General features: G+C 59.4%; 25 protein-coding genes and 1 pseudogene. 9 read left to right on the top strand and 17 right to left on the bottom strand.

Annotated elements, in window-relative coordinates:
* Positions 1 to 122 precede the first annotated feature (122 nt).
* Both FIV35_RS30270 and FIV35_RS30275 read left to right on the top strand, forming a co-directional pair.
* A pseudogene (locus FIV35_RS30270) lies at positions 123 to 1,052 on the top strand (methyl-accepting chemotaxis protein); the annotation flags it as partial.
* Positions 1,044 to 1,907, top strand: a complete 864-nt coding sequence (locus FIV35_RS30275; RefSeq protein ID WP_371918507.1) for a methyl-accepting chemotaxis protein — start codon at positions 1,044 to 1,046, stop codon at positions 1,905 to 1,907. The pseudogene FIV35_RS30270 and the gene FIV35_RS30275, both read left to right, overlap by 9 nt.
* Positions 1,908 to 2,520: 613 nt before the next feature.
* Here FIV35_RS30275 and FIV35_RS10725 read toward each other — a convergent pair.
* From FIV35_RS10725 to FIV35_RS10740, 4 genes are read right to left on the bottom strand one after another with little or no spacing between them, the layout of a single operon-like run.
* On the bottom strand, positions 2,521 to 2,889 hold the full coding sequence (locus FIV35_RS10725) for a glyoxalase superfamily protein (protein WP_034139273.1): 369 nt from the start codon (positions 2,887 to 2,889) through the stop codon (positions 2,521 to 2,523).
* A gap of 29 nt (positions 2,890 to 2,918) precedes the next feature.
* Positions 2,919 to 4,382, bottom strand: a complete 1,464-nt coding sequence (locus tag FIV35_RS10730; RefSeq protein ID WP_034139274.1) for an N-acyl-D-amino-acid deacylase family protein — start codon at positions 4,380 to 4,382, stop codon at positions 2,919 to 2,921.
* A 1-nt stretch (position 4,383) separates the two neighbouring features.
* Positions 4,384 to 5,244 (bottom strand): MurR/RpiR family transcriptional regulator, encoded by an 861-nt coding sequence (locus FIV35_RS10735; RefSeq protein WP_034139275.1) that lies wholly within the window; start codon positions 5,242 to 5,244, stop codon positions 4,384 to 4,386.
* Between the two features lie 12 nt (positions 5,245 to 5,256).
* Positions 5,257 to 6,606 (bottom strand): GntT/GntP/DsdX family permease, encoded by a 1,350-nt coding sequence (locus FIV35_RS10740; protein WP_231980902.1) that lies wholly within the window; start codon positions 6,604 to 6,606, stop codon positions 5,257 to 5,259.
* 248 nt (positions 6,607 to 6,854) lie between these two features.
* Between FIV35_RS10740 and FIV35_RS10745 the strand changes: the two genes are divergently transcribed.
* Positions 6,855 to 7,235 (top strand): lysozyme inhibitor LprI family protein, encoded by a 381-nt coding sequence (locus FIV35_RS10745; protein WP_034100626.1) that lies wholly within the window; start codon positions 6,855 to 6,857, stop codon positions 7,233 to 7,235.
* A 21-nt stretch (positions 7,236 to 7,256) separates the two neighbouring features.
* Here the strand turns inward: FIV35_RS10745 and FIV35_RS10750 are convergent, their stop codons facing one another.
* The 4 genes from FIV35_RS10750 to FIV35_RS10765 all read right to left on the bottom strand — a co-directional run bounded on the left by FIV35_RS10750 (position 7,257) and on the right by FIV35_RS10765 (position 11,228).
* Complete coding sequence (locus FIV35_RS10750) at positions 7,257 to 8,702, bottom strand: SulP family inorganic anion transporter (protein WP_034139277.1); 1,446 nt, start codon at positions 8,700 to 8,702, stop codon at positions 7,257 to 7,259.
* A gap of 128 nt (positions 8,703 to 8,830) precedes the next feature.
* Positions 8,831 to 9,727, bottom strand: a complete 897-nt coding sequence (locus FIV35_RS10755) for a LysR family transcriptional regulator (protein ID WP_034139278.1) — start codon at positions 9,725 to 9,727, stop codon at positions 8,831 to 8,833.
* A 30-nt stretch (positions 9,728 to 9,757) separates the two neighbouring features.
* Entirely contained in the window at positions 9,758 to 10,348 is a 591-nt protein-coding gene (mdaB, locus tag FIV35_RS10760) for an NADPH:quinone oxidoreductase MdaB (protein ID WP_034100571.1), read from the bottom strand.
* A gap of 115 nt (positions 10,349 to 10,463) precedes the next feature.
* Positions 10,464 to 11,228 carry a sulfite exporter TauE/SafE family protein gene (locus tag FIV35_RS10765; RefSeq protein WP_034139279.1) on the bottom strand — a complete coding sequence of 255 codons (765 nt, stop codon included), beginning with the start codon at positions 11,226 to 11,228 and terminating at the stop codon, positions 10,464 to 10,466.
* Positions 11,229 to 11,380: 152 nt separating this feature from the next.
* On the opposite strand from FIV35_RS10765, the gene FIV35_RS10770 reads away from it, so the two are divergent.
* Complete coding sequence (locus FIV35_RS10770) at positions 11,381 to 12,301, top strand: LysR family transcriptional regulator (RefSeq protein ID WP_052199000.1); 921 nt, start codon at positions 11,381 to 11,383, stop codon at positions 12,299 to 12,301.
* A gap of 45 nt (positions 12,302 to 12,346) precedes the next feature.
* On the opposite strand, the gene kynU is transcribed toward FIV35_RS10770, so the two are convergent.
* The gene (gene kynU / locus FIV35_RS10775; protein ID WP_034139280.1) at positions 12,347 to 13,597 is read right to left on the bottom strand and encodes a kynureninase; all 1,251 of its coding nucleotides are present in this window, start codon (positions 13,595 to 13,597) and stop codon (positions 12,347 to 12,349) included.
* A gap of 144 nt (positions 13,598 to 13,741) precedes the next feature.
* Between kynU and FIV35_RS10780 the strand changes: the two genes are divergently transcribed.
* Together FIV35_RS10780 and FIV35_RS10785 are read left to right on the top strand one after the other, a co-directional pair.
* Positions 13,742 to 14,215 (top strand): Lrp/AsnC family transcriptional regulator, encoded by a 474-nt coding sequence (locus FIV35_RS10780; protein WP_034100577.1) that lies wholly within the window; start codon positions 13,742 to 13,744, stop codon positions 14,213 to 14,215.
* A 222-nt stretch (positions 14,216 to 14,437) separates the two neighbouring features.
* Positions 14,438 to 15,841: an amino acid permease gene (locus tag FIV35_RS10785; protein WP_034100579.1), complete on the top strand. Its 1,404-nt coding sequence runs from the start codon at positions 14,438 to 14,440 to the stop codon at positions 15,839 to 15,841.
* Positions 15,842 to 15,881: 40 nt separating this feature from the next.
* Here FIV35_RS10785 and kynA read toward each other — a convergent pair whose 3' ends face one another.
* Both kynA and kynB read right to left on the bottom strand, forming a co-directional pair.
* A complete protein-coding gene (gene kynA, locus FIV35_RS10790; RefSeq protein ID WP_034139281.1) occupies positions 15,882 to 16,739 on the bottom strand; it encodes a tryptophan 2,3-dioxygenase in 858 nt (285 codons plus the stop codon).
* Positions 16,736 to 17,386, bottom strand: a complete 651-nt coding sequence (gene kynB, locus FIV35_RS10795; RefSeq protein WP_034139282.1) for an arylformamidase — start codon at positions 17,384 to 17,386, stop codon at positions 16,736 to 16,738. Before kynB ends, kynA begins: the two co-directional genes overlap by 4 nt.
* A gap of 357 nt (positions 17,387 to 17,743) precedes the next feature.
* On the opposite strand from kynB, the gene FIV35_RS10800 reads away from it, so the two are divergent.
* Both FIV35_RS10800 and FIV35_RS10805 read left to right on the top strand, forming a co-directional pair.
* The gene (locus FIV35_RS10800) at positions 17,744 to 18,088 is read left to right on the top strand and encodes a cupin domain-containing protein (protein WP_003230905.1); all 345 of its coding nucleotides are present in this window, start codon (positions 17,744 to 17,746) and stop codon (positions 18,086 to 18,088) included.
* A 146-nt stretch (positions 18,089 to 18,234) separates the two neighbouring features.
* Entirely contained in the window at positions 18,235 to 18,921 is a 687-nt protein-coding gene (locus tag FIV35_RS10805; protein WP_052199001.1) for a T3SS effector IpaJ family cysteine protease, read from the top strand.
* 48 nt (positions 18,922 to 18,969) lie between these two features.
* Here the strand turns inward: FIV35_RS10805 and mmsB are convergent, their stop codons facing one another.
* Positions 18,970 to 19,857: a 3-hydroxyisobutyrate dehydrogenase gene (gene mmsB / locus FIV35_RS10810; protein WP_034139283.1), complete on the bottom strand. Its 888-nt coding sequence runs from the start codon at positions 19,855 to 19,857 to the stop codon at positions 18,970 to 18,972.
* 15 nt (positions 19,858 to 19,872) lie between these two features.
* Positions 19,873 to 21,390, bottom strand: coding sequence for a CoA-acylating methylmalonate-semialdehyde dehydrogenase (locus FIV35_RS10815; protein WP_034100588.1), 1,518 nt, complete (start codon positions 21,388 to 21,390; stop codon positions 19,873 to 19,875).
* A gap of 132 nt (positions 21,391 to 21,522) precedes the next feature.
* Here FIV35_RS10815 and FIV35_RS10820 point away from each other — a divergent pair, with 132 nt between their 5' ends.
* Positions 21,523 to 22,470: a LysR family transcriptional regulator gene (locus FIV35_RS10820; RefSeq protein ID WP_034115080.1), complete on the top strand. Its 948-nt coding sequence runs from the start codon at positions 21,523 to 21,525 to the stop codon at positions 22,468 to 22,470.
* A gap of 292 nt (positions 22,471 to 22,762) precedes the next feature.
* Here the strand turns inward: FIV35_RS10820 and hxsC are convergent, their stop codons facing one another.
* From hxsC to hxsA2, 4 genes are read right to left on the bottom strand one after another with little or no spacing between them, the layout of a single operon-like run.
* Positions 22,763 to 23,926 (bottom strand): His-Xaa-Ser system radical SAM maturase HxsC, encoded by a 1,164-nt coding sequence (hxsC, locus tag FIV35_RS10825; protein WP_034139284.1) that lies wholly within the window; start codon positions 23,924 to 23,926, stop codon positions 22,763 to 22,765.
* Entirely contained in the window at positions 23,920 to 25,377 is a 1,458-nt protein-coding gene (gene hxsB / locus FIV35_RS10830; protein ID WP_034139285.1) for a His-Xaa-Ser system radical SAM maturase HxsB, read from the bottom strand. Before hxsB ends, hxsC begins: the two co-directional genes overlap by 7 nt.
* Positions 25,370 to 25,672 (bottom strand): His-Xaa-Ser system protein HxsD, encoded by a 303-nt coding sequence (gene hxsD / locus FIV35_RS10835; protein ID WP_034139286.1) that lies wholly within the window; start codon positions 25,670 to 25,672, stop codon positions 25,370 to 25,372. The genes hxsB and hxsD overlap by 8 nt, the downstream gene beginning before the upstream one ends.
* Positions 25,672 to 25,956 carry a His-Xaa-Ser repeat protein HxsA2 gene (gene hxsA2, locus FIV35_RS10840; protein ID WP_034139287.1) on the bottom strand — a complete coding sequence of 95 codons (285 nt, stop codon included), beginning with the start codon at positions 25,954 to 25,956 and terminating at the stop codon, positions 25,672 to 25,674. The genes hxsD and hxsA2 overlap by 1 nt, the downstream gene beginning before the upstream one ends.
* Between the last annotated feature and the right edge of the window lie 415 nt (positions 25,957 to 26,371).

Below are 26,371 nucleotides of genomic sequence, written 5' to 3' on the forward strand. Positions count from 1 at the left end.
TCGGTAACATCAGCGTCAACCTCAAACTCGGCCTGGGCTTCGGTCTGGTGCTGGTCCTTACGTCCATCCTGGCCTTCACTGGCTGGACCAGCCTCGGCAGCCTGATCAACCGCAGTAACTGGATGAGCGATATCACCCAGCTCAATGCATCACTGACCAAACTGCGCATCGTGCGTTTGCAGTACATGCTGGCCAATGGCGACGAAGCCGTGGCGCAGAATGTGCAGACCAGCCTGGATGCGTTCGCCGCGCAACAGCAGAAGTTGCTAGACAGTTTCAAGAGCCCGGAAAACGTTAAGCTGCTGACCGACCAGAAGGCCGTGATCACCGCCTATCAGCAGTCCCTGAACAAAATGCGCGAGGCCTACCGTAACGGCAACGCTTCACGCCAGGTCATGGGCGACAAGGCCGACATTGCCAACGCTCAGATCGAAGCACTGGACACCAATGTGCAGCAGATGCCGGACAGCCCGGAACGCTTCACGCAGTTCCAGGCATTGACCAATGCCAAACAGCAATTCCTGTTAGCGCGCTACGAAGTGCGCGGCTATACCAACAACGTCAACCCTGACACTGAAGCCCGTGCCGCGGCACAAATCGAGAAAACCATCACCGGCTTGAAAGACTTGAGCGCGGTGTTCGGCAGCAGCCAGCAAAGTGCGTTGACCGCCCTTGAAACCGCGCTGAGCGCCTATCGCAGTGCCGTGCAGAACTACAAGGCCGCCAACGCCAACATCGTCGCCGCCCGGGCCGAGATGACCACCCAGGGTGCCGATATCGTCACCATCAGCGACAAGCTCTACGACATTCAGCTTGAGCGCCGCGACGCCGAAAGCGCCCAGGCCCGCAGCCTGCAATTGATCAGCACCTTGCTGGCACTGCTGGTTGGCATCATCGCCGCGCTGGTGATTACCCGCCAGATCACCCGCCCGATCCAGGACACCCTGGCCGTAGTGGAACGTATTGCCTCCGGTGATTTGAGCCATAACATCCAGGTCACCCGTCGCGACGAACTGGGCGTACTGCAACAAGGCATCCAGCGCATGGGCACGACCTTGCGTGAACTGATCAGCGGGATTCGTGACGGCGTCACGCAAATCGCCAGCGCCGCCGAAGAGTTGTCGGCCGTGACCGAGCAAACCAGCGCCGGCGTGAATAGCCAGAAAATCGAGACCGACCAGGTCGCCACCGCGATGCACGAAATGACCGCCACCGTGCAGGAAGTGGCGCGCAACGCCGAGCAGGCCTCCCAAGCCGCGTCCGATGCCGATGGCCAGGCCCGTGAAGGCGACAAGGTGGTGGCCGAGGCGATCGCCCAGATCGAGCGACTGGCCGCCGAAGTGGCACGCTCCACCGACGCCATGACGCACCTGCAGCAAGAGAGCAACAAGATCGGCAGCGTCATGGACGTGATCAAGGCCGTGGCCGAACAGACCAACCTGCTGGCCCTCAACGCCGCCATCGAAGCAGCGCGTGCCGGTGAAGCCGGTCGTGGGTTTGCCGTGGTCGCGGACGAAGTACGTGGCCTGGCCCAGCGCACACAGAAATCCACCGAAGAAATCGAAGGTCTGGTGGCCGGTTTACAGAACGGCACCCAGCAAGTGGCCACGGTGATGAACAACAGCCGCAGCCTCACCGACAGCAGCGTGGAACTGACCCGCAAGGCCGGAGTGTCGCTGGAGAACATCACGCGGACGGTGTCCAACATTCAATCGATGAACCAGCAGATCGCGGCTGCCGCCGAAGAACAGAGCGCCGTGGCCGAAGAGATCAGCCGCAGCATCGTCAACGTACGGGATGTATCGGAGCAGACCGCCACCGCCAGTGAGGAGACCGCCAAATCCAGCGTGGAACTGGCCCGACTGGGCAGCCAGTTGCAGCAGATGGTGAGTCACTTCCGGGTATAAGAAACCAAAAAGCCGCCTCGGCATACACCGAGGCGGCTCCGCTTTTCAGACCTTAGCGGTCATCGAAGCTGTCTCGCAGGAACTTCCATACGTGATAAGCACGCAGGCAGTTCACTACGAGGTTCCACATACGTCGTGCAAACTTAGACATACTCGGCCCTCCGTGAGTTGGGCCTTACCTCCAGCGCACTTACCGGAACATGTGGGCCTTCGGATGCACGTCAGTGCTCCTGTGAGGCGGCCAGGTTTAAGGTCCTCGTGCGTGAATCCGGCACGGGTTGCAAGCCCGTGGCAGTCGGTCCAAATATCTGCGCGCGAACCCAGCCAACCTCTTCACGATGATGCAGAACGGGGCGATACTAGCTCACCCCACCGCGCCAAGGTGTGACGAGAAACCGCCATTTACCCTTAAAAGTTGTTGCCGTTTTTTGCAGATATGAACGCGGAAAACTGGCGTCTACGGCATCCTCAAAAGGTGTTGCATAAAGCCTTGAAGCCGCAGTAGTATCGCCAGCACGTCAGTGCTCCTGTGAGCCGCAGCCCTGGCCGCAAACCGGGACTGCAAAAAAACCGTCTTAACCAAGACGGTTTTTTATTGCCTGCGATTTACCGCTCAGCCCTCGCCCTCCTCCACAAACACCAGCCGATTGCCGAACGGGTCCTTGATGCTCATCTCCCGCGAGCCCCATGGCGTTTCCTCGACCCCTGGCTTAGCGTAGCGATAATTTTTGGCCAACAATTGCTGCTGATAACCGTCCACGCCTTGTGCCTGGATACGCACAGCGGCGCCAGGCGAGGCATCGCCATGGTGCTCGGACAGATGCAGCACACACTCGCCCAGTGACACTTGCAGGTACAACGGATAATTGGCCTCGAAACGGTGCTGCCAATCCACCTTGAAACCCAGGAAGTCGACGTAGAATTCCAAGGCCTTGGCCTCGTCGAAAATCCGCAGGATGGGGGTGACTTTTCCTAAGTGCATGGCGCTCGCTCCGTGTATGAAGGCGCCCACTATAAAGACGAAAAGCCCCCGCGCAAATCCCCGCTGCGCGCCAGGAAGCGACCCGGTCGTTGACCGTTGGCCTGCCCATCGTGGTAGCTCAAAACGCCGTTGACCCACACCCCCTCAATGCCTTCTGCCGCCCGCTGCGGCGCTTTGAAATCGGCCACGTCGCGCACCCGCAGAGGATCGAACAACACCAGATCTGCCCAGTGCCCTTCACGAATTTGACCGCGCTCCGACAAACCAAACCGCGCCGCCGACAGGCCCGTCATTTTGTGTACCGCCGTATACAGTGGGAACAGCCCCACATCCCGGCTGAAGTGCCCGAGCACCCGTGGGAACGCACCCCACAAGCGCGGATGGGGGAACGGGTCTTCCGGCAAACCGTCAGAGCCCACCATCGACAACGGATGCGCGAGGATGCGCCGCACATCTGTCTCATCCATGCCGTAGTACACCGCCCCCGCCGGTTGCAGGCGACGTGCTGCGTCGAGCAGCGAAACGCCCCACTCGGCGGCAATGTCCTGCAAGTCGCGCCCGCCCATGGACGGGTGCGGCGTCGACCAGGTGATGGTGATGGGGAAAGCATCGGTGACTTGCTTGAGGTCCAGGGTCGAGGAACTGGCGGCGTAGGGGTAACAATCGCAGCCCACCGGATGGGTGTTCGCGGCGTGTTCCAAGGACGCCAGCAACTGCGGACTACGCCCCCAGTTACCCGCGCCGGCACATTTGAGGTGGGAAATGATCACCGGCGCCTGGGCATGCCGACCGATCAGGAACGCCTCGTCCATGGCCTCCAGCACCGGTTCGAATTCGCTGCGCAAATGCGTGGTGTACACCGCGCCGAAGGCGGTGAGTTCTTCGCTCAATTGCAGCACCTCATCGGTCTCGGCGTTGAACGCGCTGGCGTAGGCCAGACCGGTGGACAAACCCAGAGCGCCCGCCTCGAGGCTTTCCTTCAACTGCGCGCGCATGGCCGCGATTTCCGCCGGGCTGGCCGTACGGTACAGGTCATCCAGATGGTTGCTGCGCAGCGCCGTGTGGCCGATCAGCGCCGCGACGTTGACTGCCGGCTGGGCGTTTTCCACCGCCTGGCGGTAGTCGGTAAAGCGCGGGTAGGCAAAGGCGTCGCGCCGACCCAGCAGGTTCATCGGGTCCGGAGGATCGCCGCGCAGGCTGACCGGCGCGGCGCTGATGCCACAGTTGCCGACGATCACCGTGGTCACGCCCTGGCTGAGTTTGGGCAGCATCTGCGGTTGGCGGATCACCACGGTGTCGTCATGGGTGTGCACGTCGATAAACCCTGGTGCCAGCACGCGGCCGGCAGCCTCGAGGTGATGCTCGGCCACGGCAGCCGACAGGTCACCGATCGATTCGATGCGCCCGGCCAACAGTCCTACATCGGCGACATATCCCGGGGTGTTGCTGCCATCGATAATCAGCGCCTGGCGGATCAACGTGTCGTACTTCATTTCAATCTCCAAGCGGTAAGGCATCGGGGCCGCCGCGGTAGTCGTCCAGGGCCAGCTTGATGCGGCGCAAGCGCTCCTGGTTATCGTCCGGCATGGCCAGCGCCAGCTCGGTGGCGAGCAGGTCAATGGCCAACAGCATGCCGTAGCGCGCCGCCGTGGGTTTGTAGATAAAACTGGTTTCGGCCGGTTGCAGCGGCAGCACCACGTTGGCCAGGCGCGCCAAAGGAGAGTCGGCGAGAGTGATGGCGATAACGCGTGCGTCGTAGTTGCGCGCCAGTTCCACCACATCGAGCAACTCGGGCGTCAGGCCGGTCAGCGAGCAGACGATCAATACATGCTGCGGGCCCAGCGTGGCGGCGGTGACGCGCATCATCACCGGGTCATGACAGGCCGCAATCGGAAAACCCAGGCGCACCAGGCGTACTTGCAACTCGTCGCTGCACAGGCTCGACGGCCCGCCCATGCCAAACGCGTGCACCATGCGCGCCCGGCTCAACAGGCTGACGGCATCAGCGAAACCTGCCTGCTCGAAGCCCGACAGATGCTGACGCAGAGTGGCTTCGATATCCCCCAGGATCTGCCGGTGAAACGCCGACTGCTCCGGTGTGCCCGCCGGGTCCAGGAAGCGGCTGCCGACGCCGCTGGCCTGGGCCAGTTGCAGGCGCAGATCACGCAGGTCGCGACACCCCACACTGCGGGCAAAGCGCGACAAGGTGGTGGTGCTGACCTCCGCCCGTTGGGACAACGCTTCCAGGCTGGCCGACGCGGCAAACCCCACGTCTTCCAGCATCAGCCGGGCGATGCGCCCTTCGCCGGCGCTGAAGGACGCCTGGCGGGCGCGGATCTGGTAGAGGATGTCCATGGCGTCTCCGAATTACAGCAGGCAGGCCAGACCATAGGTCAGACCGAAGGCAACCACCGAAATCAGGGTCTCCAGCACGGTCCAGGTCTTGAAGGTCTGGATCACCGTCATATTGAAGTATTCCTTGATCAGCCAGAAGCCGCCGTCATTGACGTGGGAAAAGATCACCGAACCGGCGCCGGTGGCCAGCACCAATAATTCCGGGTGTGGATAACCCAGGCCCAGGGCCACCGGCGCCACCACACCGGAGGCGGTGGTCATGGCCACTGTCGCCGAGCCAGTGGCGATGCGCATCAATGCGGCGAACAACCAGCCCATCACCAACGGCGACAGGTGGAAGGCATGGGCCAGGCCAAGAATCTCGTTGGTCACGCCGGCATCCACCAGGATGCGATTCAAACCGCCACCCGCACCCACCAGCAGCGTGATGCTGGCGGTCGGTGCCAGGCATTCGTTGGTAAATTTGAGGATCGACTCGCGATTGAAGCCTTGAGCCAGGCCCAGGGTCCAGAAGCTCACCAGGGTCGCCACCAGCAGCGCGATCACCGAGTTACCGATAAACAACAGGAACTGGTTGAACCCTGTGCCCGGCGTGGAAATCACATTGGCCCAACCGCCGATCATCATCAGTACCACCGGCAATAGGATGGTGGCCATGGTCAGGGTAAAACTCGGGAGACGGCTACGCGGTTCGCGCTCGATAAACTGGCGCTCCAACGGGTTTTCCGCTGGCAGGTGGATACGCGGGACGATGTACTTGGCGTAGACGGGACCGGCAATGATCGCCGTCGGAATGCCGATCAGAATCGCATACAGCACGGTCTGCCCCACCGACGCGTTGTACGCCAGCACCGCCATCATCGCCGCCGGGTGCGGCGGCACCAGCGCGTGCACCACCGACAACCCGGCCACCATCGGCAAACCGACCATGAGGATCGACACCCCCACGCGCCGCGCCACGGTAAAGGCGATGGGCACCAACAACACAAAGCCCACCTCGAAAAACAGCGGCAGCCCCACCAGGAACGCGATACACACCATGGCCCAATGCGCGTTGCGCTCGCCGAAGCGATGGATCAACGTGCGCGCCACCTGCTCGGCGCCGCCGGACTCGGCCATCATCTTGCCAAGCATGGTGCCCAGTGCCACCACCAGGGCGATGTGCCCCAGGGTTTTGCCGACGCCCGCTTCATAGGACCCCATGATGGTGTCCGCCGGCATCCCGGCCATCAGCGCTAGGCCGATGGACACCAGAGTGATAACGATGAACGGGTTGAGTCGGTAACGTGCAATCAGCACGATCAAAGCAATGATGGCGATGGCAGCGTATGCCAACAGCCCGAAGCCCGGTGATGCGGCCATGCGGTACTCCTCGGAAAGGGTCACGTCGAATTGGTTGTGAAAGTCATAAATCATTTCCGCACGGCATTTTCAAACTGCATGAAAGTAACTTTCGTCCACGGATAAGCGCTGTCGCCATCGGGCATGCCCGGCGCCATCGGATGAAAATCAGGGGGGTGTTCTTACATGAGGATCGGACGCTGCCGGAAACTCAAACCGCGCCGTTGGGTCTTAGAATGCGCATCCACTCATGCCCAGGAAAATCGATGATGATTCGTAGCTCTCTCGCCACCGGCGCCGTGCTTCTGGCTTTGTGCGGCCACGCATCGGCTGCCGATAACGCGGCGCTGGAAAAATGCATGGACAGCGCCACCACCACGTTCGACATGGTCACCTGCAACACCAAAGCGGCCAAGGTTCAGGACGAACGCCTGAACCGCGCCTACAAAACCGCCCTCGCCGCCCAGGAAGGCCCGCGTAAACAGCAACTGCAGGACGTGCAGCGCCTGTGGATAAAGTATCGCGACGCTAATTGCGCCTTCGCCGGTTCGGCAACCGGTGGTTCCATCGATCGGGTCAACGGCTCCGGCTGCGTGCTGGACATGACCCAGACCCGCGCCCAGGAACTCGAAGACCTGGTCGGGCCATAACCCCTCGCTCAGAGTTGAAGGTCAGTCATGATGCACCCGCGCGCGCTTGAGCAGTTTCTTGCAGCGCTCGGACAAATGCAGCACCCGCAGGTGCTTGCCGGCCTTGCTGTAGCGCTCGCGCAAGGTCATCAACGCGGCAATCGCGGAATAATCGACGAAGCTCAGGTGGCGACAATCCAGCGTCACCTGGGCCGGGTCGTTGGCCGGATCGAACTGGTTCAGAAACGGCGTGGTCGAGGCGAAGAACAAGGTGCCGTGCAGGCGATAGAGCTTGCTGCCGTCGGCTTCCAGGTGTTCATCGGCATACAACTCGCGGGCCTGTTGCCAGGCGAAATTCAGTGCCGCAATCACGATCCCGCACAGCACGGCGGTGGCCAGGTCGGTGAACACGGTGATCACCGTCACCGCGATAATCACCAGTACGTCGTTGAGCGGCACTTTATTGATCACCCGCAGCGACGCCCAGGCGAAGGTCTGCTGCGACACCACGAACATCACCCCCACCAGCGCCGCCAACGGGATCCGCTCGATCAGCGGTGACAGAAACAGAATGAACAACAGAATCATCACCCCGGCAAACACCCCGGAAAAACGCCCGCGCCCGCCGGAGCTGAGGTTGATCACGGTTTGCCCGATCATCGCGCAACCACCCATGCCGCCGAACAGACCCGAGACCATATTCGCCGCGCCCAGGGCCACGCTTTCGCGGTCGGGGTAGCCACGGGTTTCGGTGATTTCGTCGGTGAGGTTGAGGGTCAGCAGGGTTTCCAGCAGACCGACCATGGCCATCAGGAACGCGTAGGGCGCGATGATGCCCAGGGTTTCCAGGGTCCAGGGAACCTGCGGCAGCGCAAAGCTCGGCAAGCCGCCGGCGATGTGGGCCATGTCGCCCAGGGTGCGCGTCGGCAAACCCAGCAGGTACACCGCCAGGCCCACGCCGAGGATCGCCACCAGCGCCGGTGGCACTGCGCGGGTGATGCGCGGCAACACATAGACAATCGCCATGGTCACCAGCACCAGGCCGGCCATCACATACAACGGCGTACCGCTGAGCCAGGCTTCACCGTTCTTGAAGTGTTCCAACTGCGCCAAGGCAATGATGATCGCCAGGCCGTTGACGAACCCCAGCATCACTGGGTGCGGCACCATGCGCACCAGTTTGCCCAGGCGCAACAGGCCGAAGGCAACCATGATCAGCCCGCCCAGCAGCACGGTGGCGAGCAAATAGTCCACGCCGTGCTGCACCACCAGCGCGACGATCACCACGGCCATCGAACCGGCCGCCCCCGACACCATCCCCGGCCGCCCGCCGAACAGCGCCGTGAGGGTACAGATGATAAAAGCGCCGTACAGGCCCATCAGCGGGTTGAGGTGAGCGACCAGAGCGAAGGCGATGCACTCGGGCAGCAACGCAAAGGACGTGGTGAGGCCGGCCAGGGTATCGGCGCGCAGACGGGTGAGGTTCATGAAGTACCAAGGTATTGCGGGGAATAAGGCCGGGAATGGTACGGAATTGAGCGGGGTGGGGCTAGTCTTGAAGGCCGAGTGGGGCCCATCGGGGGCAAGCCCCCTCCCACATGACTGTGGGAGTCGAATCAGCAGGCATACCGCGCCAGCTTGGCCTGGATAAAGTCCAGGAAGCACTGGATGCGCAGCGCCAACTGGGAGTTGCGATAAAACACCGCGTGGATCGGTTGGCGGTAGCCGCTGTAGAACGTTTCCAGCAGCGGCACAAGGCGCCCGGCGTCGATATCGTCGAAGGTCATGAAGTTCGACAGGCACGCTATGCCTTGCCCCTCCAATGCCAGATGACGCAAGGTCTCGCCACTGGAGGCGGCGATGCTCGGCTGAATCAACCAGCGGTCGCCTGCCGCGTGGCGCAACGGCCAGTGGTTGAGGGTTTCGGTCTGGGTGAAGCCCAGCAAGGTGTGGCTCGCCAGTTCAGCGACCGTGCGCGGGGTGCCGTGGCGTTCCAAATAGTCGGGGCTGGCGAGGATATGCAACGGCGTGCAGCCCAAGGAACGCGCATGCAGGCTCGAATCGGCCAATGCACCGATGCGAATCGCAATGTCGGTGCTCTGTTCCAGCAGGTCGATGATCAGGTCATCGCTGTTGAGCTCCAGCTGGATCTGCGGGTACAGGCGGCGGAATTCGGCGATGTACGGAATGATCCCGTGCAGCATGAACGGCACCGCCGCGTTGATGCGCAAGCGCCCGGCCGGTGTTTGCTGGCGCGATGACAAGCGTTCTTCCAGCTCATCCATCTGCGCCAGGATCACCTTGGCCCGCTCGAAGAAGTATTTGCCCTCTTCGGTCAGGTCCATGCGTCGCGTGGTGCGGTTGATCAGCGTGGTGTCGAGCTTGGCTTCCAGGCGCGACAAGGTCCGGCTGACCGCCGACGGCGTCTGCCCGGCCTGCTCCGCCGCCGCGGAAATCGAACCGCACTCGATCACGCTGACAAAGATCTGTAGTTCATCGGACCGGGCTTTCACGGGCGCTCCTCTCTCATCTAGAGGGGCAGCTTACACCGAGAGGTTGAACACCTGCGCCAGATGCTGCTCATAGCGCGCCACATCCGCCTCGATGGCCGGACGCTTCATCACGTCCACGCAGAGGAACGTCGGCAGGCCGGTCATGCCGAGGAACTGATTGGCCTTGTGGAATGGGAAGTACACCGCGTCCACACCCTTGGCTTCAAAGAAGTCACTGGGGTCGTCGAACGCTTGCTGCGGTGCGTTCCAGGTCAGCGACAACATGTACTGCTTGCCCTGGATCAGGCCGCCGCTGCCGTATTTCTGCGACGCATCGGAACGGGTGCGACCATCGCTGGCATACAGGCTGCCGTGGCCTTCGGTGAAGACTTCGTCGATGTACTTCTTGACGATCCACGGCGCGCCCATCCACCAACCAGGCATCTGATAGATGATCACGTCGGCCCACAGGAACTTGGCGACCTCTTCGGCCACGTCATAGCCGGCGTCGATATGGGTGACCTTGACGTCGATACCGGCACGGTCCAGCACCGCCGCCGCCGTGTCATGCAGGGTGGCGTTGTAGCGGCCATCGGAGTGGGCGAATTGTTTACCGCCGTTGAGCAAGAGGACTTTTTTCATGGGAGATTCCAGAAGGTTGAAAGGTCTGGACGCAGACTATCCATCTGGCTCCCTTTGAATAAGCCATGAACCGGCAAAATACATTTGACCTACAGGCACGAATAAACAGCCATTGTTAACCACTGATCAGCAGATGCCCGCCCAATAGCGCCATACCAACAAAAAATACCCGTTTGAACACCACGGCACTGATGCGCTGGCGTACCCACTGACCCAGCCACATGCCCAACAACGCCGGCACCAGCGCCAGCAGCGAGGCATTCAGTTCGGCGCCGCCCAGCCCGCCGCGCCAGGCCAGCCCGGCAGCCAAAGCCAGGGTAGACACGCTGAACGACAACCCCAACGCCTGCACCAGTTGATCGCGCTGCAAGCCAAGCGCCTGCAGATACGGCACGGCGGGGATCACAAACACTCCGGTGGCGGCGGTCACGATGCCGGTGAGCAATCCGCATAACGGGCCCAGCCAGCGTTCCGTCGTCGAGCCGACCTTGGCCGTGGGCAAGAACAAGCCGCTCAATGCATACATCAGCAAGGCTGCGCCCAATGCGCGCGTCACCCAGTCACCACTGTCCATGCCCAGCCACAGCGTACCGAGCCCGGTGCCGAGAAAAATCAGCAGCAGCATCGGCCACAGGCGCTTGAACAGCGCACTCAGATGGCCGCCGAACGCCAATTGCCAGAGGTTGGTAACGGTCGAAGGAATGATCAGCAACGCCGCAGCCTGCGCCGGTAACATAGCCAGACCGAGCAAGCCCATGGCCACCGTGGGCAAGCCCAGGCCGATCACCCCTTTGACGGTGCCTGCCAGCATAAAGGTGCCGATCACCAGCAAAGACAAGGCCAGGCCGATATTTTGGTAAAACGTAAGGAAAGTCGTCATTGATCGATAATGACGTTTTCCGATGGGCTCGAAAATTCGCCATATACTGAGCCAGCCTCTTGTTTAGCTTGAGGCTTAGCGCCCCTCGAAACGCCAATGTGGGAGGGGGCTTGCCGCCGATTAGGCCCGCTGAGCCACCCGAGAAACCAGTCATGCACTTTGACCTGATCGACCTGCGTCTCTACCTGCACACCCTGGACGCCGGCAATATCACCGCTGGCGCATCCCGCAGCCATTTGTCCCTGGCCGCCGCCAGCGCGCGCATCCGGGCCATGGAAGCGTCGCTGGGCATCGAGCTGCTGCAACGCGGTCGCCGCGGCGTCAGCCCAACGCCCGCCGGCAAAGCCCTGGCTCGCCACGCGCGGCTGTTATTGCAACAGGCCGATCACTTGCGACAGGACCTGGCCGCCTACGCCAACGGCGTCAAAGGCCAGGTGCGCTTGCTCTGCAATACCACCGCACTGAGTGAATACTTGCCTGAACTGCTGGCGGATGTACTGCGCGAACATCCCAACCTGGATATCGACATGCAGGAACTGCCCAGCCTGCGCATCACCCAGGCGTTACGCCAGGGCACGGCCGATTTGGGGATTATCTCCGACGCCGTCGACACCCACGGCTTGCAGACCCTGCCCTTTCGCGACGACCCACTGCTACTGATCATGCCGACAGAGCATACGTTGGCGGCAGGCCCGGTCAGTTTTGTCGACAGCCTGCAACACGATTTCGTCGGCCTGGCCGCCCACAGTGCGCTGGCGGTGTACCTGGACGAACAAGCGTTGCACGCCGGCTTTCGCCTGCACGCGCGCATCCGCGCCGAGAGCTTTGATGGGGTGATGCGCATGGTCGCCCGCGGCGCCGGCCTGGGGATCGTGCCCCAGGCCGCGTTGGACCGTTGGCCGGGGGAGCATCACTTTAAAGCCCAGCCCCTGCGCGAGGACTGGGCCTGTCGGCGACTGCTGTTATGCGCGCGCTCGTTCGAACAACTGCCGGGTTACGCCAAGGCCTTGTTCGAGGCGCTGGCAAGATCCCCTGTGGGAGGGGGCTTGCCCCCGAAAACGGTACGTCAGTGACATGTGGGCTAACCGACCTATCGGGAACCAGCGCCCTCACACATTTCAGGTGACACTGTGGCGGACCTTGAATTGCGGCTGGTCCCAGGTGCGGTTATCGAGAATCTCACCGAGGATTTCCACGGCGTCGAAGACTTCGGTGAAGCTTGTGTACAACGGGGTAAACCCAAAACGCATGATGCGCGGTTCGCGGTAATCGCCGATCACGCCTCGGGCGATCAGGGCCTGGATCACCGCGTAGCCTTCAGGATGCTCGAAGCTCACATGGCTGCCACGCCGGGCGTGTTCACGCGGGGTAATCAGCACAAGGTTATGGGCCGCGCAGCGAGCCTCCACCAAGTCGATAAACAGATCGGTCAACGCCAGGGATTTGCGGCGCAGGCTGGCCATGTCGGTCTGTTCAAAAATCTCCAGACCGCATTCCACCATCGCCAGCGACGTGATCGGCTGGGTGCCGCACAGGTAACGAGCGATGCCGGCGCTCGGCGCATAGCTGGACTCCATAGCGAACTGCCGCGTATGCCCGAACCAGCCCGACAACGGCTGGCGCACCAGGTCCACCAGCGCCGGGTTGACCCACACGAACGCCTGGGAACCGGGGCCGCCGTTGAGGTATTTGTAGGTACAGCCAATTGCGTAATCGGCGCCGGCCCGATGTAGGTCCACCGGCACCGCGCCCGCCGAGTGCGCCAGGTCCCAGATCGTCAGCGCACCGCACTCGTGGCTCAGGGTGGTCACGCCCTGCATGTCGTACAGGTAGCCGGTCTTGTAGTTGACGTGGGTGAGCATTACCACGGCCACGTCGGCGTCGATGGCCTGGGTCAGCTCGTCGGGGCTGCTCACCAAGCGCAGCGAATAGCCCTGTTGCAGCAACTCGGCCAGGCCTTCGGCGATGTACAGGTCGGTGGGAAAGTTGCCGGCCTCGCTGACGATCACCTTGCGCGTCGGCGCCCGCTGGCGCTGCACACTCAACGCGGCACTGAGCACTTTGAACAGGTTGATCGAGGTGGTATCGGTGATCGCCACTTCGCCATCGCGTGCGCCGATCAGCGGGGCCAACCGGTCGCCCAGGCGCAGGGCCAGATCCGCCCAGCCCGCGCTGTTCCAACTGCGGATCAAGCCCTCGCCCCACTCCTGGGCAATCACCTGTTGCGCCCGTGCCAGCGATGCCACGGGGCGGGCGCCCAGGGAGTTGCCATCCAGATAGATCATGCCGTGGGGCAGAGCGAACTGCTCACGCAAAGGCGCCAATGGGTCCTGGGCATCAAGGGTTTGGCAATGGCTTCGAAGGGGCATGGGCGATCCTGGTTTTTATAAGAGAAGATGAGCCAAATTATTAACGAAGCTTTAGAGAATTTTCGTGCAAAGTGGTGGGCAACAAGCTAATTAAGCTGTAGGAAATTCGAATTAAACCTCCAAATACGCGGAATTATTCTAAGCATGATTCTTGACCCCACCGACCTGCGCCTCCTGCATTTCCTGCAACAGGATGGCCGTATCAGCAACCAGGAACTGGCGGAAAAAGTCGCCCTGTCGCCCTCTGCCTGCCTGCGCCGCTTACGCCTGCTGGAGAGCGAAGGCGTGATCAGCGGCTACCGGGCGGTGCTGAATGCCGAGCAACTGGGGATCGAATTGGAGGCCATCGTTCACCTGTCTTTGCGCCAGGACGTGGAGGATTGGCACGAGACGTTCATCAAGAAAGTGCAAGGCTGGCCGGAAGTGGCCAGCGCCTATGTGATCACCGGCGCCAGCAACTATGTGCTGCGGGTACAGGCGCGCAACCTCAAGCATTTTTCGGACTTTATCGTGAACCACCTGAACCGCACGGCGGGGGTGACGGATATTCGCTCGGAGATCGTGCTGCAGAAAATCAAGGATCGGGATGAGGTGTTGGATCTGGTCGTGCGCAAATAGTCAGCCACGCCCCCATTCAAATGTGAGAGGGCGTTAGCCCGGCAAGCACGGCGACCTCAACGATGGTGGAATCCGCCCAACAATGGCTGTTGGATCAGGCACTTGATGGCGTTCAGCTGTATTACGAACAGTTCACGCAGAGTAATATCTGACCCCAGCACTTCTGAGGGGCTGATGCGGCCTGCACTCACCCTTAAGAAAAACAAGTAGAAGGGAACGTTAATGGCGGATGACATGGTTAACCCGGTGGGCCTCAAGCGTGGCTTGAAGAACCGGCATATTCAGCTGATCGCTTTGGGCGGCGCCATCGGTACGGGGTTGTTCCTCGGCTCGGCCGGGGTGCTCAAGTCTGCCGGGCCGTCGATGATCCTCGGCTACGCGATCGCCGGTTTCATCGCCTTCCTGATCATGCGCCAGCTCGGCGAAATGATCGTCGAAGAGCCGGTGGCCGGTTCTTTCAGCCACTTCGCGCACAAATACTGGGGCGGTTACGCGGGCTTCCTGGCAGGCTGGAACTACTGGGTGCTGTATGTGCTGGTGGGCATGGCCGAACTGACGGCGGTGGGCAAATACATCCAGTTCTGGTGGCCGGAGATTCCGACCTGGGTCAGTGCGTTGGTGTTCTTCGTCGCAGTGAACTTGATCAATACGCTGAACGTGAAGTTCTTCGGTGAGGCCGAGTTCTGGTTCGCGATCATCAAGGTGGTGGCGATTGTCGGCATGATCGTGCTCGGCTGCTATTTGCTGTTCAGCGGCAGCGGCGGCCCCCAGGCCTCCATCGACAATCTGTGGAGCCACGGCGGGTTCTTCCCCAATGGCGGCATGGGGCTGTTGATGTCCATGGCGTTCATCATGTTCTCCTTCGGTGGCCTGGAGCTGGTGGGCATCACCGCCGCCGAGGCCAGCGAACCGCGCAAGGTGATCCCCAAGGCGATCAATCAGGTGGTGTACCGCATCCTGATTTTCTACGTGGGTGCGCTGACCGTGCTGCTGTCGCTGTATCCATGGGACCAATTGCTGCAAACCCTCGGCGCGTCGGGCGACGCTTACAGCGGCAGCCCGTTCGTGCAGATCTTCTCGCTGATCGGTAACGACACCGCTGCGCACATCCTCAACTTCGTGGTGCTGACCGCGGCGCTGTCGGTGTACAACAGCGGTGTGTACTGCAACAGCCGCATGTTGTTCGGCCTGGCCGAGCAAGGCGATGCGCCCAAAGCGCTGATGAAGCTCAACAAGCAAGGCGTGCCGCTGCGAGCCCTGGCGATCTCGGCGCTGGTGACGATGCTGTGCGTGGTGGTCAACTACGTCGCGCCGCAGAGCGCGCTGGAGTTGCTGTTCGCCCTGGTGGTTGCCTCGTTGATGATCAACTGGGCGCTGATCAGCATCACCCATATCAAGTTCCGCAAGGCCATGGGCCAGCAAGGCGTGGAGCCGTCGTTCAAGACCTTCTGGTTCCCGTTCAGCAACTACCTGTGCCTGGCGTTCATGTTGATGATCGTCAGCGTGATGCTGGCCATTCCGGGGATTCGCGAGTCGGTGTTTGCGATGCCGGTGTGGGTGGGGGTGATCTATGTGGCCTACCGGTTGCGAATGAGTAAGGCGAAAGCGGTCGCCGCTGCGCAGTGATAGCCATATGGGAGAGGGCTTGCCCCCCTCCCATATTTGTTTACAGCGTGGAACGCACTCGCCACAGCTCGGGGAACAACACCGTGTCGAGCATCTTGCGCAGGTAACCCACACCTTCGGTTCCCCCGGTGCCCGGTTGGAAGCCGATGATGCGCTCCACCGTGGTCACATGGCGGAAGCGCCACTGGCGGAACGAGTCCTCCAGGTCGATAAACTTCTCGGCCAACTGGTACAGGTCCCAGTAACGGCTCGGATCGCGATACACCTCGCGCCATGCCGCCTCCACCGAGTCATCGTGTACGGTCGCGGCCGTTGGGTCGCGTTCGGCGCGTTGCGGGTCAATCGACAAACCGGCCTTGACCATCAAATTGATCGCCTCGTCATACAGCGACGGCGTGGCAATCGCCACTTGCAGTTGCTGCAACAATTCCGGTCGATGGGCATGGGGCCGCAACAACGCCGGGCTCTTGTTGCCGAGGATAAATTCGATCTCACGGTACTGAAACGACTGGAACCCCGACGACTGCCCCAGGAATGGGCGAATGGCCTTGTATTCCGACGGTGTCATGGTCGCCAGCACGGCCCAGGCATGCACCAGTTGGTCGAAGATTCGCGACACCCGCGCCAGCATCTTGAACGCCGGCGGCAACTCGCCCAGGCGCACGTGTTCGCGGGCGGCCTTGAGTTCATGGAGCATCAGCTTCATCCACAGCTCGGAGGTCTGGTGCTGGATGATAAACAGCATTTCGTTGTGGTCCGGCGACAGAGGGTGCTGGGCGCTGAGCACTTTGCCCAGGTCCAAGTAGTCGCCGTAGCTCATGGACTCGGAAAAATTCAGCTCGGCGTTATGCCATTCTTCCGGGGCTTGGTAGTCGGCAGAAAAGGGACATTGGCTCATCGCGTGGGCTCCTTGAGCGGGCGCAGGATTGCGCGGACCGGGCTGGCGTCGAGGTGGGCAAAGCGCAGCGGCAAGGCGATCAGCTCGTAGTCGCCCTCCGGCACGTCGTCGAGCACGATGCCTTCGAGAATCGCCATGCCATGCCGGGCCACGGCGTTGTGAGCGTCCATGGTCTTGGACTGTTGCGGGTCCAGGGACGGGGTGTCGATACCGATCAGCCGCACCCCCAGGCTGGCAAGCCGCTCGATGGTTTGCGCGGCGATGGCGGTGAAATTCTCATCCCACTCGGTCAGCGGCGCTTGTGGATAAGTACGCAGCAATACCCGCTCGGGCAAGTTATCCACACGACCGTCGAGCTGATGGGGCTGCACTAGCGCGCCACTGTCCAGGCAATGCAGCACTCGGCACGGGCCCATGTACACATCCAGCGAAACCTCGCCAATCGGCGCGCCGTCGGCGCTGTAGTGCAGCGGTGCATCCACATGGGCGCCGGTATGCGGCGAAAAGGTCACGCGCCCGACATTCACCGGACACTCCGGGCCCAACTGCCATACGCGTTCTTCCTGAAACGGCGTATCGCCCGGCCAGGTGGGCGTGGCCGCGCTCAAGGGCGGGCTGATGTCCCACCACGTTTTTATTGGGTTCATGCTCAAGGCTCTCGGTCGTTACTGGGGTGAATGATACGAGGGCCTGCTGTGAATTTTCTTGCAAATTCTGGCGTAAGAGGTGAGTTCTTTCGCACTTACTGCGAGAAACAGGCTTATTCACGCTCGAATATGTCGCCTAATGTGGGAGGGGGGCTTGCCCCCGATTAAGTGGGCCAGTTGATCCAGGTGCCCGTTGTGACGCCGCCATCAAGGGCAAGCCCCTCCCACACTGACCTCGCCGTGCCAATAACACCCTATTCATCTGCGCTTCTGGACATCCCGATGTCGAGTTCAGACCACTGAGGGTGCTGGCGACGCTATAGGGTTCGACTCTCGTTTCCTTGCCTCGGAGTCATCATGTCCAAGCCCATTACCGTACTGCGCGACACCCATCCCTTGCCGGTCCTGGATGCCTGCAAATGGGAGAAGCTCGAAGGCGACCCGCACACCGTCAACCTTAACGCCTACACCAGCGAAGACGGCAGCAAGATCATGGGCACCTGGATCTGCACCCCAGGCAAGTGGTACGTGGAATACGTGAAGTGGGAGTACTGCCACTTCCAAGAAGGCTACTGCGTGATCACGCCTGAGGGGATGGAGCCAATTCACTTGCGGGCTGGGGATATCTTTGTGGTGGAGCCAGGGATGAAGGGGACGTGGGAAGTGGTCGAGACGGTGCGTAAGTATTTTGTGTTTGCTTGACGGGCGATGGTGTAACGCACTGGGCACGAACTCAGCCCAGTGCACTTTCACGGTACGCATTAAGCCCTGACCTACAGTTTTTTCGTCGGCGATTGGCAAGATCTGAACGGTTTCAATCTACGAATTGAACAATTCAGAGGAAGCCAATGATCCCTATCTCGTCCCAAGTTGCCTCGCCCTTAACCATCTACCAGCCCCTAGAGCCAGGCAACCTAAGTGCAAAGAAACAGGTGTTCCCCAACTCCTGCGGTGCAGCCGCATTGCTATGTGCGGCAAAAGAACTTGGGGTCAATAAAATACCGGCTCTTGCCGGATCTATGTCTGAGCATCTAGGTGTCGACACACTTGAGCTGGACAATCGCTGTGAAAACGACCTGTATAGGATCACCAGCGGCAGCACAAGCATCAGGCAGGGGCAGAGCAATTTGCTAGAGGCTGGTTACTCGATGCCGGACAATATCGTCATCGCGGGGAGGCTTTTGGGCTTGAACATGAGAGTGGAAAAGTGCCCGGGCCTGTTCGTGACTGCATTGGAATGGCTTTACCCAACGATCGAAAAAAACCTCAAAGGGATTGGCTGCCCTGTTGACCTGCCTGGTCCTGCGCTCAGGAGCAATGAGGTAAAACTGGAAGCCATGGCGGTGTCATGCGTAGGCGTACCCATCGGATTGCACTGGGTGCTGAACCGGGCGGATGGCAGTTATATGGACCCCGCAACAGGCGAAAACCAAAAAAATCTTTCCGAGTTAAACAAGGGAGCTAAAAAAGCTGTCGGCAGAATAATTGGCTATTTCCCATCGGGCATTTCAATCGTCGCGTCGTTGAACACGTAAACGATGACGTAAAAGCCGGGAGGCAACCTAAAGTTGCCCCCCGCCCCCTTAATTGTTTTTAAGGTAGCTGTTGATGATCGCCGAGAAGTCCTTACCCCCTTCCCCACGCTGGCTCATAGACTGGTACAACTGCTGCGCCACTGCACCGAGGATCACCGGCTGGTGTGCCTGGCGTGCGGCTTCTGTTGCCAGGCCCAGGTCTTTGAGCATCAGATCGGCACCAAAACCACCGGTATAGCCACGCGACGAGGGTGCAGTTTCAATCACTCCCGGCCACGGATTGTAGGTATCCGAGCTCCAGCAGCGCCCGGTGGAGCTGTTGATGATTCCAGCCAGCACCTTTGTATCGATACCCAGCGCATCGCCCAGCGCCATAGCTTCGCTGACGCCCACCATGCTGATGCCGAGCAGCAGGTTATTGCAGATCTTGGCGATCTGGCCAGTACCTACTTCACCGCAATGCACGATGTTGCGGCCCATTTGCCCCAGTACCGGTTGCAGGGTAGCGAACAGTTCAGGGGTCGCGCCGACCATAAAGGTCAGCGTACCCGCCTGGGCGCCGCCGGTGCCGCCGGAGACGGGCGCGTCGGCCATCGCCACGCCGTGTTTGGCTGCCGCTGCGGCCACGTCACGAGCAGTCTGCGGGTCGATGGTGCTGCAATCCACCGCCGGCACGCCGCTACCGATACCGGCGAGTACGCCATCGTCATTCATCCAAACGCTGCGTACATGAGCGGCGGCCGGGAGCATGGTAATCACCAGCTCAGCGCCCTGGGCCGCATGGCGTGGCGAGTCGCTGATAGTACCGCCCAGTTCGGCGAGTTCCTTGAGCACAGTCTGGTTGAGGTCAAACAGGTTCAGCGCGTGGCCGGCCTTGATCAAGTTGCGGGCCATGGGCGCGCCCATGTTGCCCAAACCGATAAATGCAATCTTCATGAGGGTCTCCCGGAATCAGCGCAGGTTGATGGTGGTGTTGACGCCATCGTTGACCGTGTCGTCGTCGAACCAGCGGCTCGTGACGGTTTTGGTCTGGGTGTAGAACTGCACCACTTGCTTGCCGTAGGGGCCGAGGTCGCCGAGCTTGGAACCACGGGAACCGGTGAAGCTGAAGAACGGCACCGGCACTGGGATCGGGATGTTGATACCCACCTGGCCCACGTCGATTTCGCTCTGGAATTTACGCGCCGCCGCCCCACTCTGGGTAAACAGGCCGGTGCCATTGCCGAATGGGTTGGCGTTGACCAGGGCGATGGCCTCATCAAGGGTGTCAACTTCGATCACCACTAGCACCGGGCCGAAGATTTCTTCGGTGTAGATGCGCATGTCCGTGGTCACGCCCGAGAACAGGGTCGGGCCGACAAAGTTGCCCTGCTCGAAACCCGGCACCTGGATGTCGCGACCGTCCAATTCGAGCTTGGCGCCTTGCTGCACGCCACTTTCGATCAGCTCCAGGATGCGTGCCTTGGCGCGCTTGGAAATCACCGGGCCGACATCGGTGCCGGCTTCGCTGCCGGCGTTGACCTTGAGCTTCTGTGCCAGCGCCTTCAGGTCCGGCAGCCATTGCTTGGACGCGCCCACCAGCACCACCACCGACGTGGCCATGCAGCGCTGGCCTGCCGCACCGAAACCGGCGCCGACCAAGGCATTGAGGGTGTGTTCGCGGTTGGCATCCGGCAGCACGACGGCGTGGTTCTTGGCGCCCATCATCGATTGCACGCGCTTGCCGTGCTTGCCGGCCAGGTCATACACGTGGGTGCCGACGGCGGTGGAGCCGACGAAGGACACCGCCTTGATGTCCTTATGAGTGCACAGTGCATCTACCACGTCCTTGCCGCCATGCACCACGTTGAGCACACCGGCCGGTACGCCGGCTTCCAGCGCCAGCTCCACCAGCAGCATGGTCGATAGTGGGTCCTGTTCGGACGGCTTGAGGACGAAGGTGTTACCGCAGGCGATGGCCATCGGGAACATCCACAGCGGAATCATCGCCGGGAAGTTGAACGGGGTAATGCCCGCACACACGCCGATGGGCTGGCGCAGGGTGTAGGTATCGACGCCACCGGCGACGTTCTCGGCGAACTCGCCCATTTGCAGGGTGCCGATGGAACAGGCGTGCTCCACCACTTCCAAGCCACGGAAAATATCGCCCTCGGCATCGGCAATAGTCTTACCCTGCTCGGCACTGAGCACGACGGCGATGCGTTTGGAATGTTCGCGAATCAACGCCTGCAGCTTGAGCATGATGCGCATGCGCGCGCCGATCGGCGTCAGCTTCCAGGTCTGGAAGGCGCGATGGGCGGCATCGATGGCGGCGTTGACTTCATCAGCAGTGGCAAACGGGACTTTGGCCAGCACTTGCTGAGTGGCGGGGTTGACGATGTCTTGCCACTGGGTGGTCTTGGACTCGACCCACTCACCGTTGATCAGCAACTTGACCGGTTGTACGGAAATTTCGGCAGATGCGTTCATGTGGTCTCCAATTCTTATTTATATGCAGAGAACCAAGGCGTTGAACCGCCTTGAAGAATGAGGCGTTCGGACTGTTTTTGGAGTATAGATGTGCAAATCTCTAATAAGAACGCACATAAAAGCCGGACCAATATGCAAAAAAACATCACGTCTCTGGGCTCCCTGAACTGGGATGACCTGAAGTTTTTCCTCGAAGTGGCCCGCACCCGCAAGGCCAGCGTCGCCGCCAAGCGCCTGGCGGTGGACTACACCACGGTGTCGCGGCGCATCAGTTCGCTGGAAGTGTCATTGGGCACGCTGCTGTTTGAAAAATCCCGCACCAACGGCTTTGTACTCACCCCCGAAGGCCAACGATTGCTGGGCTACGCCGAGTCCATTGAAAGCACCCTGCACATGGCCTGCGAGCAGGTGTCCGGCTCCGGTGTCGCACTGTCCGGGCATGTGCGCATGGGCTGCACCGAGGGCTTCGGCAGCTTCTTCGTCACGCCGCAATTGAGCCACTTTGTCGACACCTACCCGGCGATCTCCGTCGACATCCTGCCCCTGCCCCACTTCATCAGCCTGTCCAAGCGCGAAGCCGACATCGTCATCGCCCTGGAACGCCCGGAACACGGGCCGTACGTGTGTTGCAAACTGTGCGACTACACCCTGCAGCTGTACGCCACCCAGGATTACCTCGACCAACACCCGCCGATCCAACGCCCGGCGGACCTGGCCACCCACCCGTTTATCAGTTACGTCGATGACCTAGCCTTCAGCTCCGAGCTGCTCTACCTGGCCAACGTAGTCCCCGGCGCCAGCGCCAGCCTGCGCAGCACCAGCGTGATTGCGCAGTACGTCGCGGCACAACAGGGCCGCTCGATGGCGATACTGCCGTGCTTCCTGGCGGCACAAGACCCACGCTTGTTGCCGGTGCTGGGGGAGCAAATCACGATCACGCGCCAGTTTTGGATGTATTGCCGGGAGGACTTAAGGAAGCTGAAGCGGATTACGTTGTTGTGGGATTACATCAGGGAAGTGACCGAGCAAAACCGGGGGTTGTTAATGGGGGAAACGCGGGAGATGCGGTTTGCGGATTGAGAATCTGCAAGACCAAAGGAAGACTCATCCCAACGATTTCAAGAGACTACTGGCTACTGCAACAGCGATTGTGACAACAACACTTGTTACTGTGCCGGGGGCAGTCCAGATCTGTCGCGTGGTGAGCGTTATCCTAGATCAATTTTCTGGCAGTCAGCGCATGGCATTAGGAAACGCTTTAGTGATCCTCTCAATGGTAAAGCATGCCCAAAAATTGCCAGTGCAAGTACCTAGAATAAGCCAGTTGCTTGCATCAAGGACGTTATGCGGCTTATAGATTTTGAAGCCAAATTCAGAATGGGGTTAGGTGCTTGCTGTAGCCGAATTTAACACCTGATGCGAAAAACCCTCCGCACTCACTCTGTTTTGTGCAGCTCAGGCACTCAGGCGCGTACTCATTCTTCCAGTCGCTGATTGACTTACGGTAGTAGGGCTGGATGTCCCGATTCACCAAGCACAGCTGATGGTTATAGACAGAGATGTTCATACCGTATCTGGCCAGGATACTAACCGATTTGCTGAGCGTGTCTTTGTACTCGACCGGGTCGATCCACAGCTCATCAAGATTGGCTCTGGTGAAGCCCATCATCTCAAGGCCCATTAGCGCCACATGGTCAACAAACAGCAGATTGCGAGCGATGAACTCACACAGTTCAGGCAGGCGCTGCACCGAAAGTTTGTGAATGACAACTCGGATCTCAACCTTCTGACCCAAGCGCTTCAGATTGAGGATGCCCTGAATGGTTTCATCGAACGCGCCTTGGGCTTGGACGATGTAGTCGTGCAGCGTCGGATCGTCTGAATAGACAGGGATTCCTATCATCGCGTCGTGCAATTCAATCCGCGCATACTTTTCAGCGAACGCTGGGTCTTTGAAGCTGCGCCCGTTCGAGAGAATATGGATTGCGGTTCTCGGCAGATAACTTTTTGTCAGGCTAATGATCTTAAGGAAGCGCTCTCGATTGGTCGTCGGCTCGCCCCCAGTAAACCCCAGCTCGCGGGTATCTTTTGGAATAAGCGGAATCAGACTCTCGATTTCGTCAAGTATCCACGAGTCATCAGCTGCCTTAGGCGGTTGTGAACACATAAGACAGTAATGATTGCATTGCTCGGTGACCAGGATGCTGTTGTGCGGCGACGATGCTCGGAACAGTACGCTAATGCTCTGACGATCAGCTGAAAGCCGAATAATGTCACCATCATCGATGTAGCTGTAGTCATCCGGTAGGAGCGAGTAATCAGAGTCGGAAAGCAGTACCTCAACCAAGTGTTTATGTTTCTCAAGCAGAAGGTAGTGCGCGAATCCTCGGGGGATCTCCTGATCGGAAACCAAGTAGGCTATTTCCCGTCGCAAGACTTCTGGCAAATTCCGGCTGGTCGACACCTTGAGCAGAGTAAGGTCCCTATGAACATCAACCGCATGGATGCGGATAATCTTTCCGCCGAGTTTCAGCATCGGTTGGCCCAACCCATAAAAATCCGTTTTATTTGCTCATCGCTTTCCATCAGCTCAATGAGATGCTTGAAAATCGCCATATTTCGCTTGCAGAAAGAGGACTCAGGTTTTCTTGCTACAACGTCTTTGTAAATGGCGTGATGGTAGACAGGCTCCGCTCCACAGTAAGGTTCAAATGCACAGTCAGAGCACATAGGAGCGCTTAAGGTGAAAGAGTTTTCCAGTGCATCCAGAAGCTGATCAGAGAGGATGATCTCCTCATATGAGTGTTCAAGAATGTTGCCCAGACGGAACGTTTGATCTCCCATTTCGGCAAGCATACGGCTTTCATCTGAGGCGTAGACCGATCCGTCGTAGTTGAACACGATGGCTGCGATACCAGCACCGGCAGGGTTCATCAAATCAACGAACCCAGGGTCTTCTGATGTCAGCATTTTTGTCAGCACGAGCGAAGAATATTGCTCTACAAATCGTATGCCGGACTTGTTTAGATCAATGATGTACTCAAGGCCCTCCTTGTAAAATTCCAGCCAGCGCTCCGTGTCATACGACATGAATTTTTTGGTCTTGATCGCAAAGCCGTAAGGGGAGAGCGTGCGGAGGAAGATGCCATCAAAGCCCAGGCGCAAGTATTCATCAATGATGTCGCGTGCTCGTGGCAGGCTCTTATCTGTGGTTGTCATCAGGGCTGACACTTGGTCATAGCCGAGGGCTGCACGTGCTTTCTTCAAGCCTTCCTCGAAACGCTGATGACTATCTCTGCCGGGGCGTGGGCGATTTGCGTTATGCAGATCCATTGGCCCGTCAAGCGAAGATGAAAGAACGATGTTGTGCTGCTTACAGAAGTCGAGCACATCATCGTTCAGTAGCGAGAGCGTGGTCGCAATGACGAACTGTAGGTCACGTCCTTCCTTGACGTTACGTTTTTTGGCTTTAAGAACAACGTACCTCACCATCTCGAAGTTCAGCAGCGGCTCTCCACCCTGAAATTCAATTTTGATGGCGGGATTGGGAGACATAAATACGAAATCCAACGACTTGTCTGCCATCTCCGTGGTCATATCGAATTCGCCTTTGCTCTCCGACTGCCTTGAAACCTGGCAATACGGGCAGCTATGGTCACACCGAAGAGTCACTACAAAGATATGCAGATTGGTGAACTCGGCCAGCCTGGACAATCGCGTACGAATTTTGAGAGCCAGAAGCTGAAGTGGCGCTTGCTCATTGGTGAAGCGAATGAACTGCTTGGATCTAAGCGTAGGGATCAGCTCTGATGTGAGCGGAAGCGTCTTGCTAATGATCGATTCAAGCATCGGCACCGGTATGACATGAAATTCGCCTGCCATGTTGGTAATGACGTACTCGTTGTCATTCAGACGGTCGAACTTAAAGGGCAGCAACTCGTAGGGACGTTGCTGCGCGTAGAACTCCAGCTTTTGGAATTTACTCACTAATCAGTCCGGTTTTTGAAAAGGCCAGTCCGAGTATCAGGTTCTTGATCGGTTGCGTCTCAACTGCCAGTCGGTGACGAAGCTGATAATCGAGCGCATCCTTCTTGAACTCTTGGACCGCAGACAGAAAGGACTGCTCGTCCATGCCGATATTCGATGACAAAGCGCAGACAAACTGCTTCCCATCGGATGTGATATCAACGGTCAGGACATTGATCGATCGATATGCAGCTTTCTGCAAAACCTGCGCGTCATAAAGCCGCTCATCAAAAAGGAGCTTATGAGAGAAATCCATTATCGTCCCGAATAGTGGGAGCTGTGGGAACTGTGCGAAGAGTGGGAGCTATGGGAGCTGTGATAAGCCATCATCTGCCCCTGGTCCCCGCGTTTGAGAACAAAGGCGAACAGATCGTTGCCACCACGAACCGAAAGGTTCTCGCTTTGGGCTTCAGCTTGAAATGCGTTCTTGGCTTCCGGGCTGGGCTCGATAACTTCATAAGTAGTTAGAGCGGAGGCCTGTTCGGTAGCAACGGCTGCAGCCAGAGTGGCCAGGGGAACCAGAAAGGAACGCTTTTTCATTGCAGATATCCCTATAGATGCGATGGTTATTCGCTTCAGTGTCGGTGATCCCTGCTGATGATGTCAATGTGAAATCGCTTAATGGCCTTTATTCATCAACAATCCGACAACCGACACCCCTCTGCTTCCTGACTGCTTAACGCGGGCTATGAGTTGAGAAAATGCTCAGCGCGAAAATGATGCAGATACCAACACCTGGCAGGCTCTCCAACTGAGCCACGATTTGAACGCCACGGTTCAGAGCACCTTTGTCAGCGCCTCAGCCACCTGCTCGCCGCCCATTAAGGCACTACCAGCCCTACGCAAGTCATAGCTAACCTAGCAAAACCGGGAGGTTGTTGATGGGGGAAACGCGGGAGATGCGGTTTGCAAATTAATCGGCCGAAGCCAGACCAACCGGTAGGCAGGGACTCGC

The organism is Pseudomonas rhodesiae (genome assembly GCF_007858255.1).
Taxonomy (GTDB): domain Bacteria; phylum Pseudomonadota; class Gammaproteobacteria; order Pseudomonadales; family Pseudomonadaceae; genus Aquipseudomonas; species Aquipseudomonas rhodesiae.

Excerpts from the sequence above, each read along its gene's own strand:
- FIV35_RS10780 (WP_034100577.1), top strand. The coding sequence starts at position 13,742 with ATGATTCTTGACCCCACCGACCTGCGCCTCCTGCATTTCCTGCAACAG.
- FIV35_RS10745 (WP_034100626.1), top strand. The coding sequence starts at position 6,855 with ATGATTCGTAGCTCTCTCGCCACCGGCGCCGTGCTTCTGGCTTTGTGC.
- hxsA2 (WP_034139287.1), bottom strand. The coding sequence starts at position 25,956 with ATGAAAAAGCGTTCCTTTCTGGTTCCCCTGGCCACTCTGGCTGCAGCC.
- FIV35_RS10735 (WP_034139275.1), bottom strand. The coding sequence starts at position 5,244 with ATGGACATCCTCTACCAGATCCGCGCCCGCCAGGCGTCCTTCAGCGCC.
- FIV35_RS30275 (WP_371918507.1), top strand. The coding sequence starts at position 1,044 with ATGGGCACGACCTTGCGTGAACTGATCAGCGGGATTCGTGACGGCGTC.
- FIV35_RS10725 (WP_034139273.1), bottom strand. The coding sequence starts at position 2,889 with ATGCACTTAGGAAAAGTCACCCCCATCCTGCGGATTTTCGACGAGGCC.
- kynU (WP_034139280.1), bottom strand. The coding sequence starts at position 13,597 with ATGCCCCTTCGAAGCCATTGCCAAACCCTTGATGCCCAGGACCCATTG.
- FIV35_RS10770 (WP_052199000.1), top strand. The coding sequence starts at position 11,381 with ATGCACTTTGACCTGATCGACCTGCGTCTCTACCTGCACACCCTGGAC.
- FIV35_RS10765 (WP_034139279.1), bottom strand. The coding sequence starts at position 11,228 with ATGACGACTTTCCTTACGTTTTACCAAAATATCGGCCTGGCCTTGTCT.
- FIV35_RS10750 (WP_034139277.1), bottom strand. The coding sequence starts at position 8,702 with ATGAACCTCACCCGTCTGCGCGCCGATACCCTGGCCGGCCTCACCACG.
- mmsB (WP_034139283.1), bottom strand. The coding sequence starts at position 19,857 with ATGAAGATTGCATTTATCGGTTTGGGCAACATGGGCGCGCCCATGGCC.
- FIV35_RS10730 (WP_034139274.1), bottom strand. The coding sequence starts at position 4,382 with ATGAAGTACGACACGTTGATCCGCCAGGCGCTGATTATCGATGGCAGC.
- FIV35_RS10785 (WP_034100579.1), top strand. The coding sequence starts at position 14,438 with ATGGCGGATGACATGGTTAACCCGGTGGGCCTCAAGCGTGGCTTGAAG.
- FIV35_RS10800 (WP_003230905.1), top strand. The coding sequence starts at position 17,744 with ATGTCCAAGCCCATTACCGTACTGCGCGACACCCATCCCTTGCCGGTC.
- hxsD (WP_034139286.1), bottom strand. The coding sequence starts at position 25,672 with ATGGATTTCTCTCATAAGCTCCTTTTTGATGAGCGGCTTTATGACGCG.
- kynB (WP_034139282.1), bottom strand. The coding sequence starts at position 17,386 with ATGAACCCAATAAAAACGTGGTGGGACATCAGCCCGCCCTTGAGCGCG.
- mdaB (WP_034100571.1), bottom strand. The coding sequence starts at position 10,348 with ATGAAAAAAGTCCTCTTGCTCAACGGCGGTAAACAATTCGCCCACTCC.
- FIV35_RS10740 (WP_231980902.1), bottom strand. The coding sequence starts at position 6,606 with ATGGCCGCATCACCGGGCTTCGGGCTGTTGGCATACGCTGCCATCGCC.
- FIV35_RS10805 (WP_052199001.1), top strand. The coding sequence starts at position 18,235 with ATGATCCCTATCTCGTCCCAAGTTGCCTCGCCCTTAACCATCTACCAG.
- FIV35_RS10820 (WP_034115080.1), top strand. The coding sequence starts at position 21,523 with ATGCAAAAAAACATCACGTCTCTGGGCTCCCTGAACTGGGATGACCTG.
- hxsC (WP_034139284.1), bottom strand. The coding sequence starts at position 23,926 with ATGCTGAAACTCGGCGGAAAGATTATCCGCATCCATGCGGTTGATGTT.
- kynA (WP_034139281.1), bottom strand. The coding sequence starts at position 16,739 with ATGAGCCAATGTCCCTTTTCTGCCGACTACCAAGCCCCGGAAGAATGG.
- FIV35_RS10815 (WP_034100588.1), bottom strand. The coding sequence starts at position 21,390 with ATGAACGCATCTGCCGAAATTTCCGTACAACCGGTCAAGTTGCTGATC.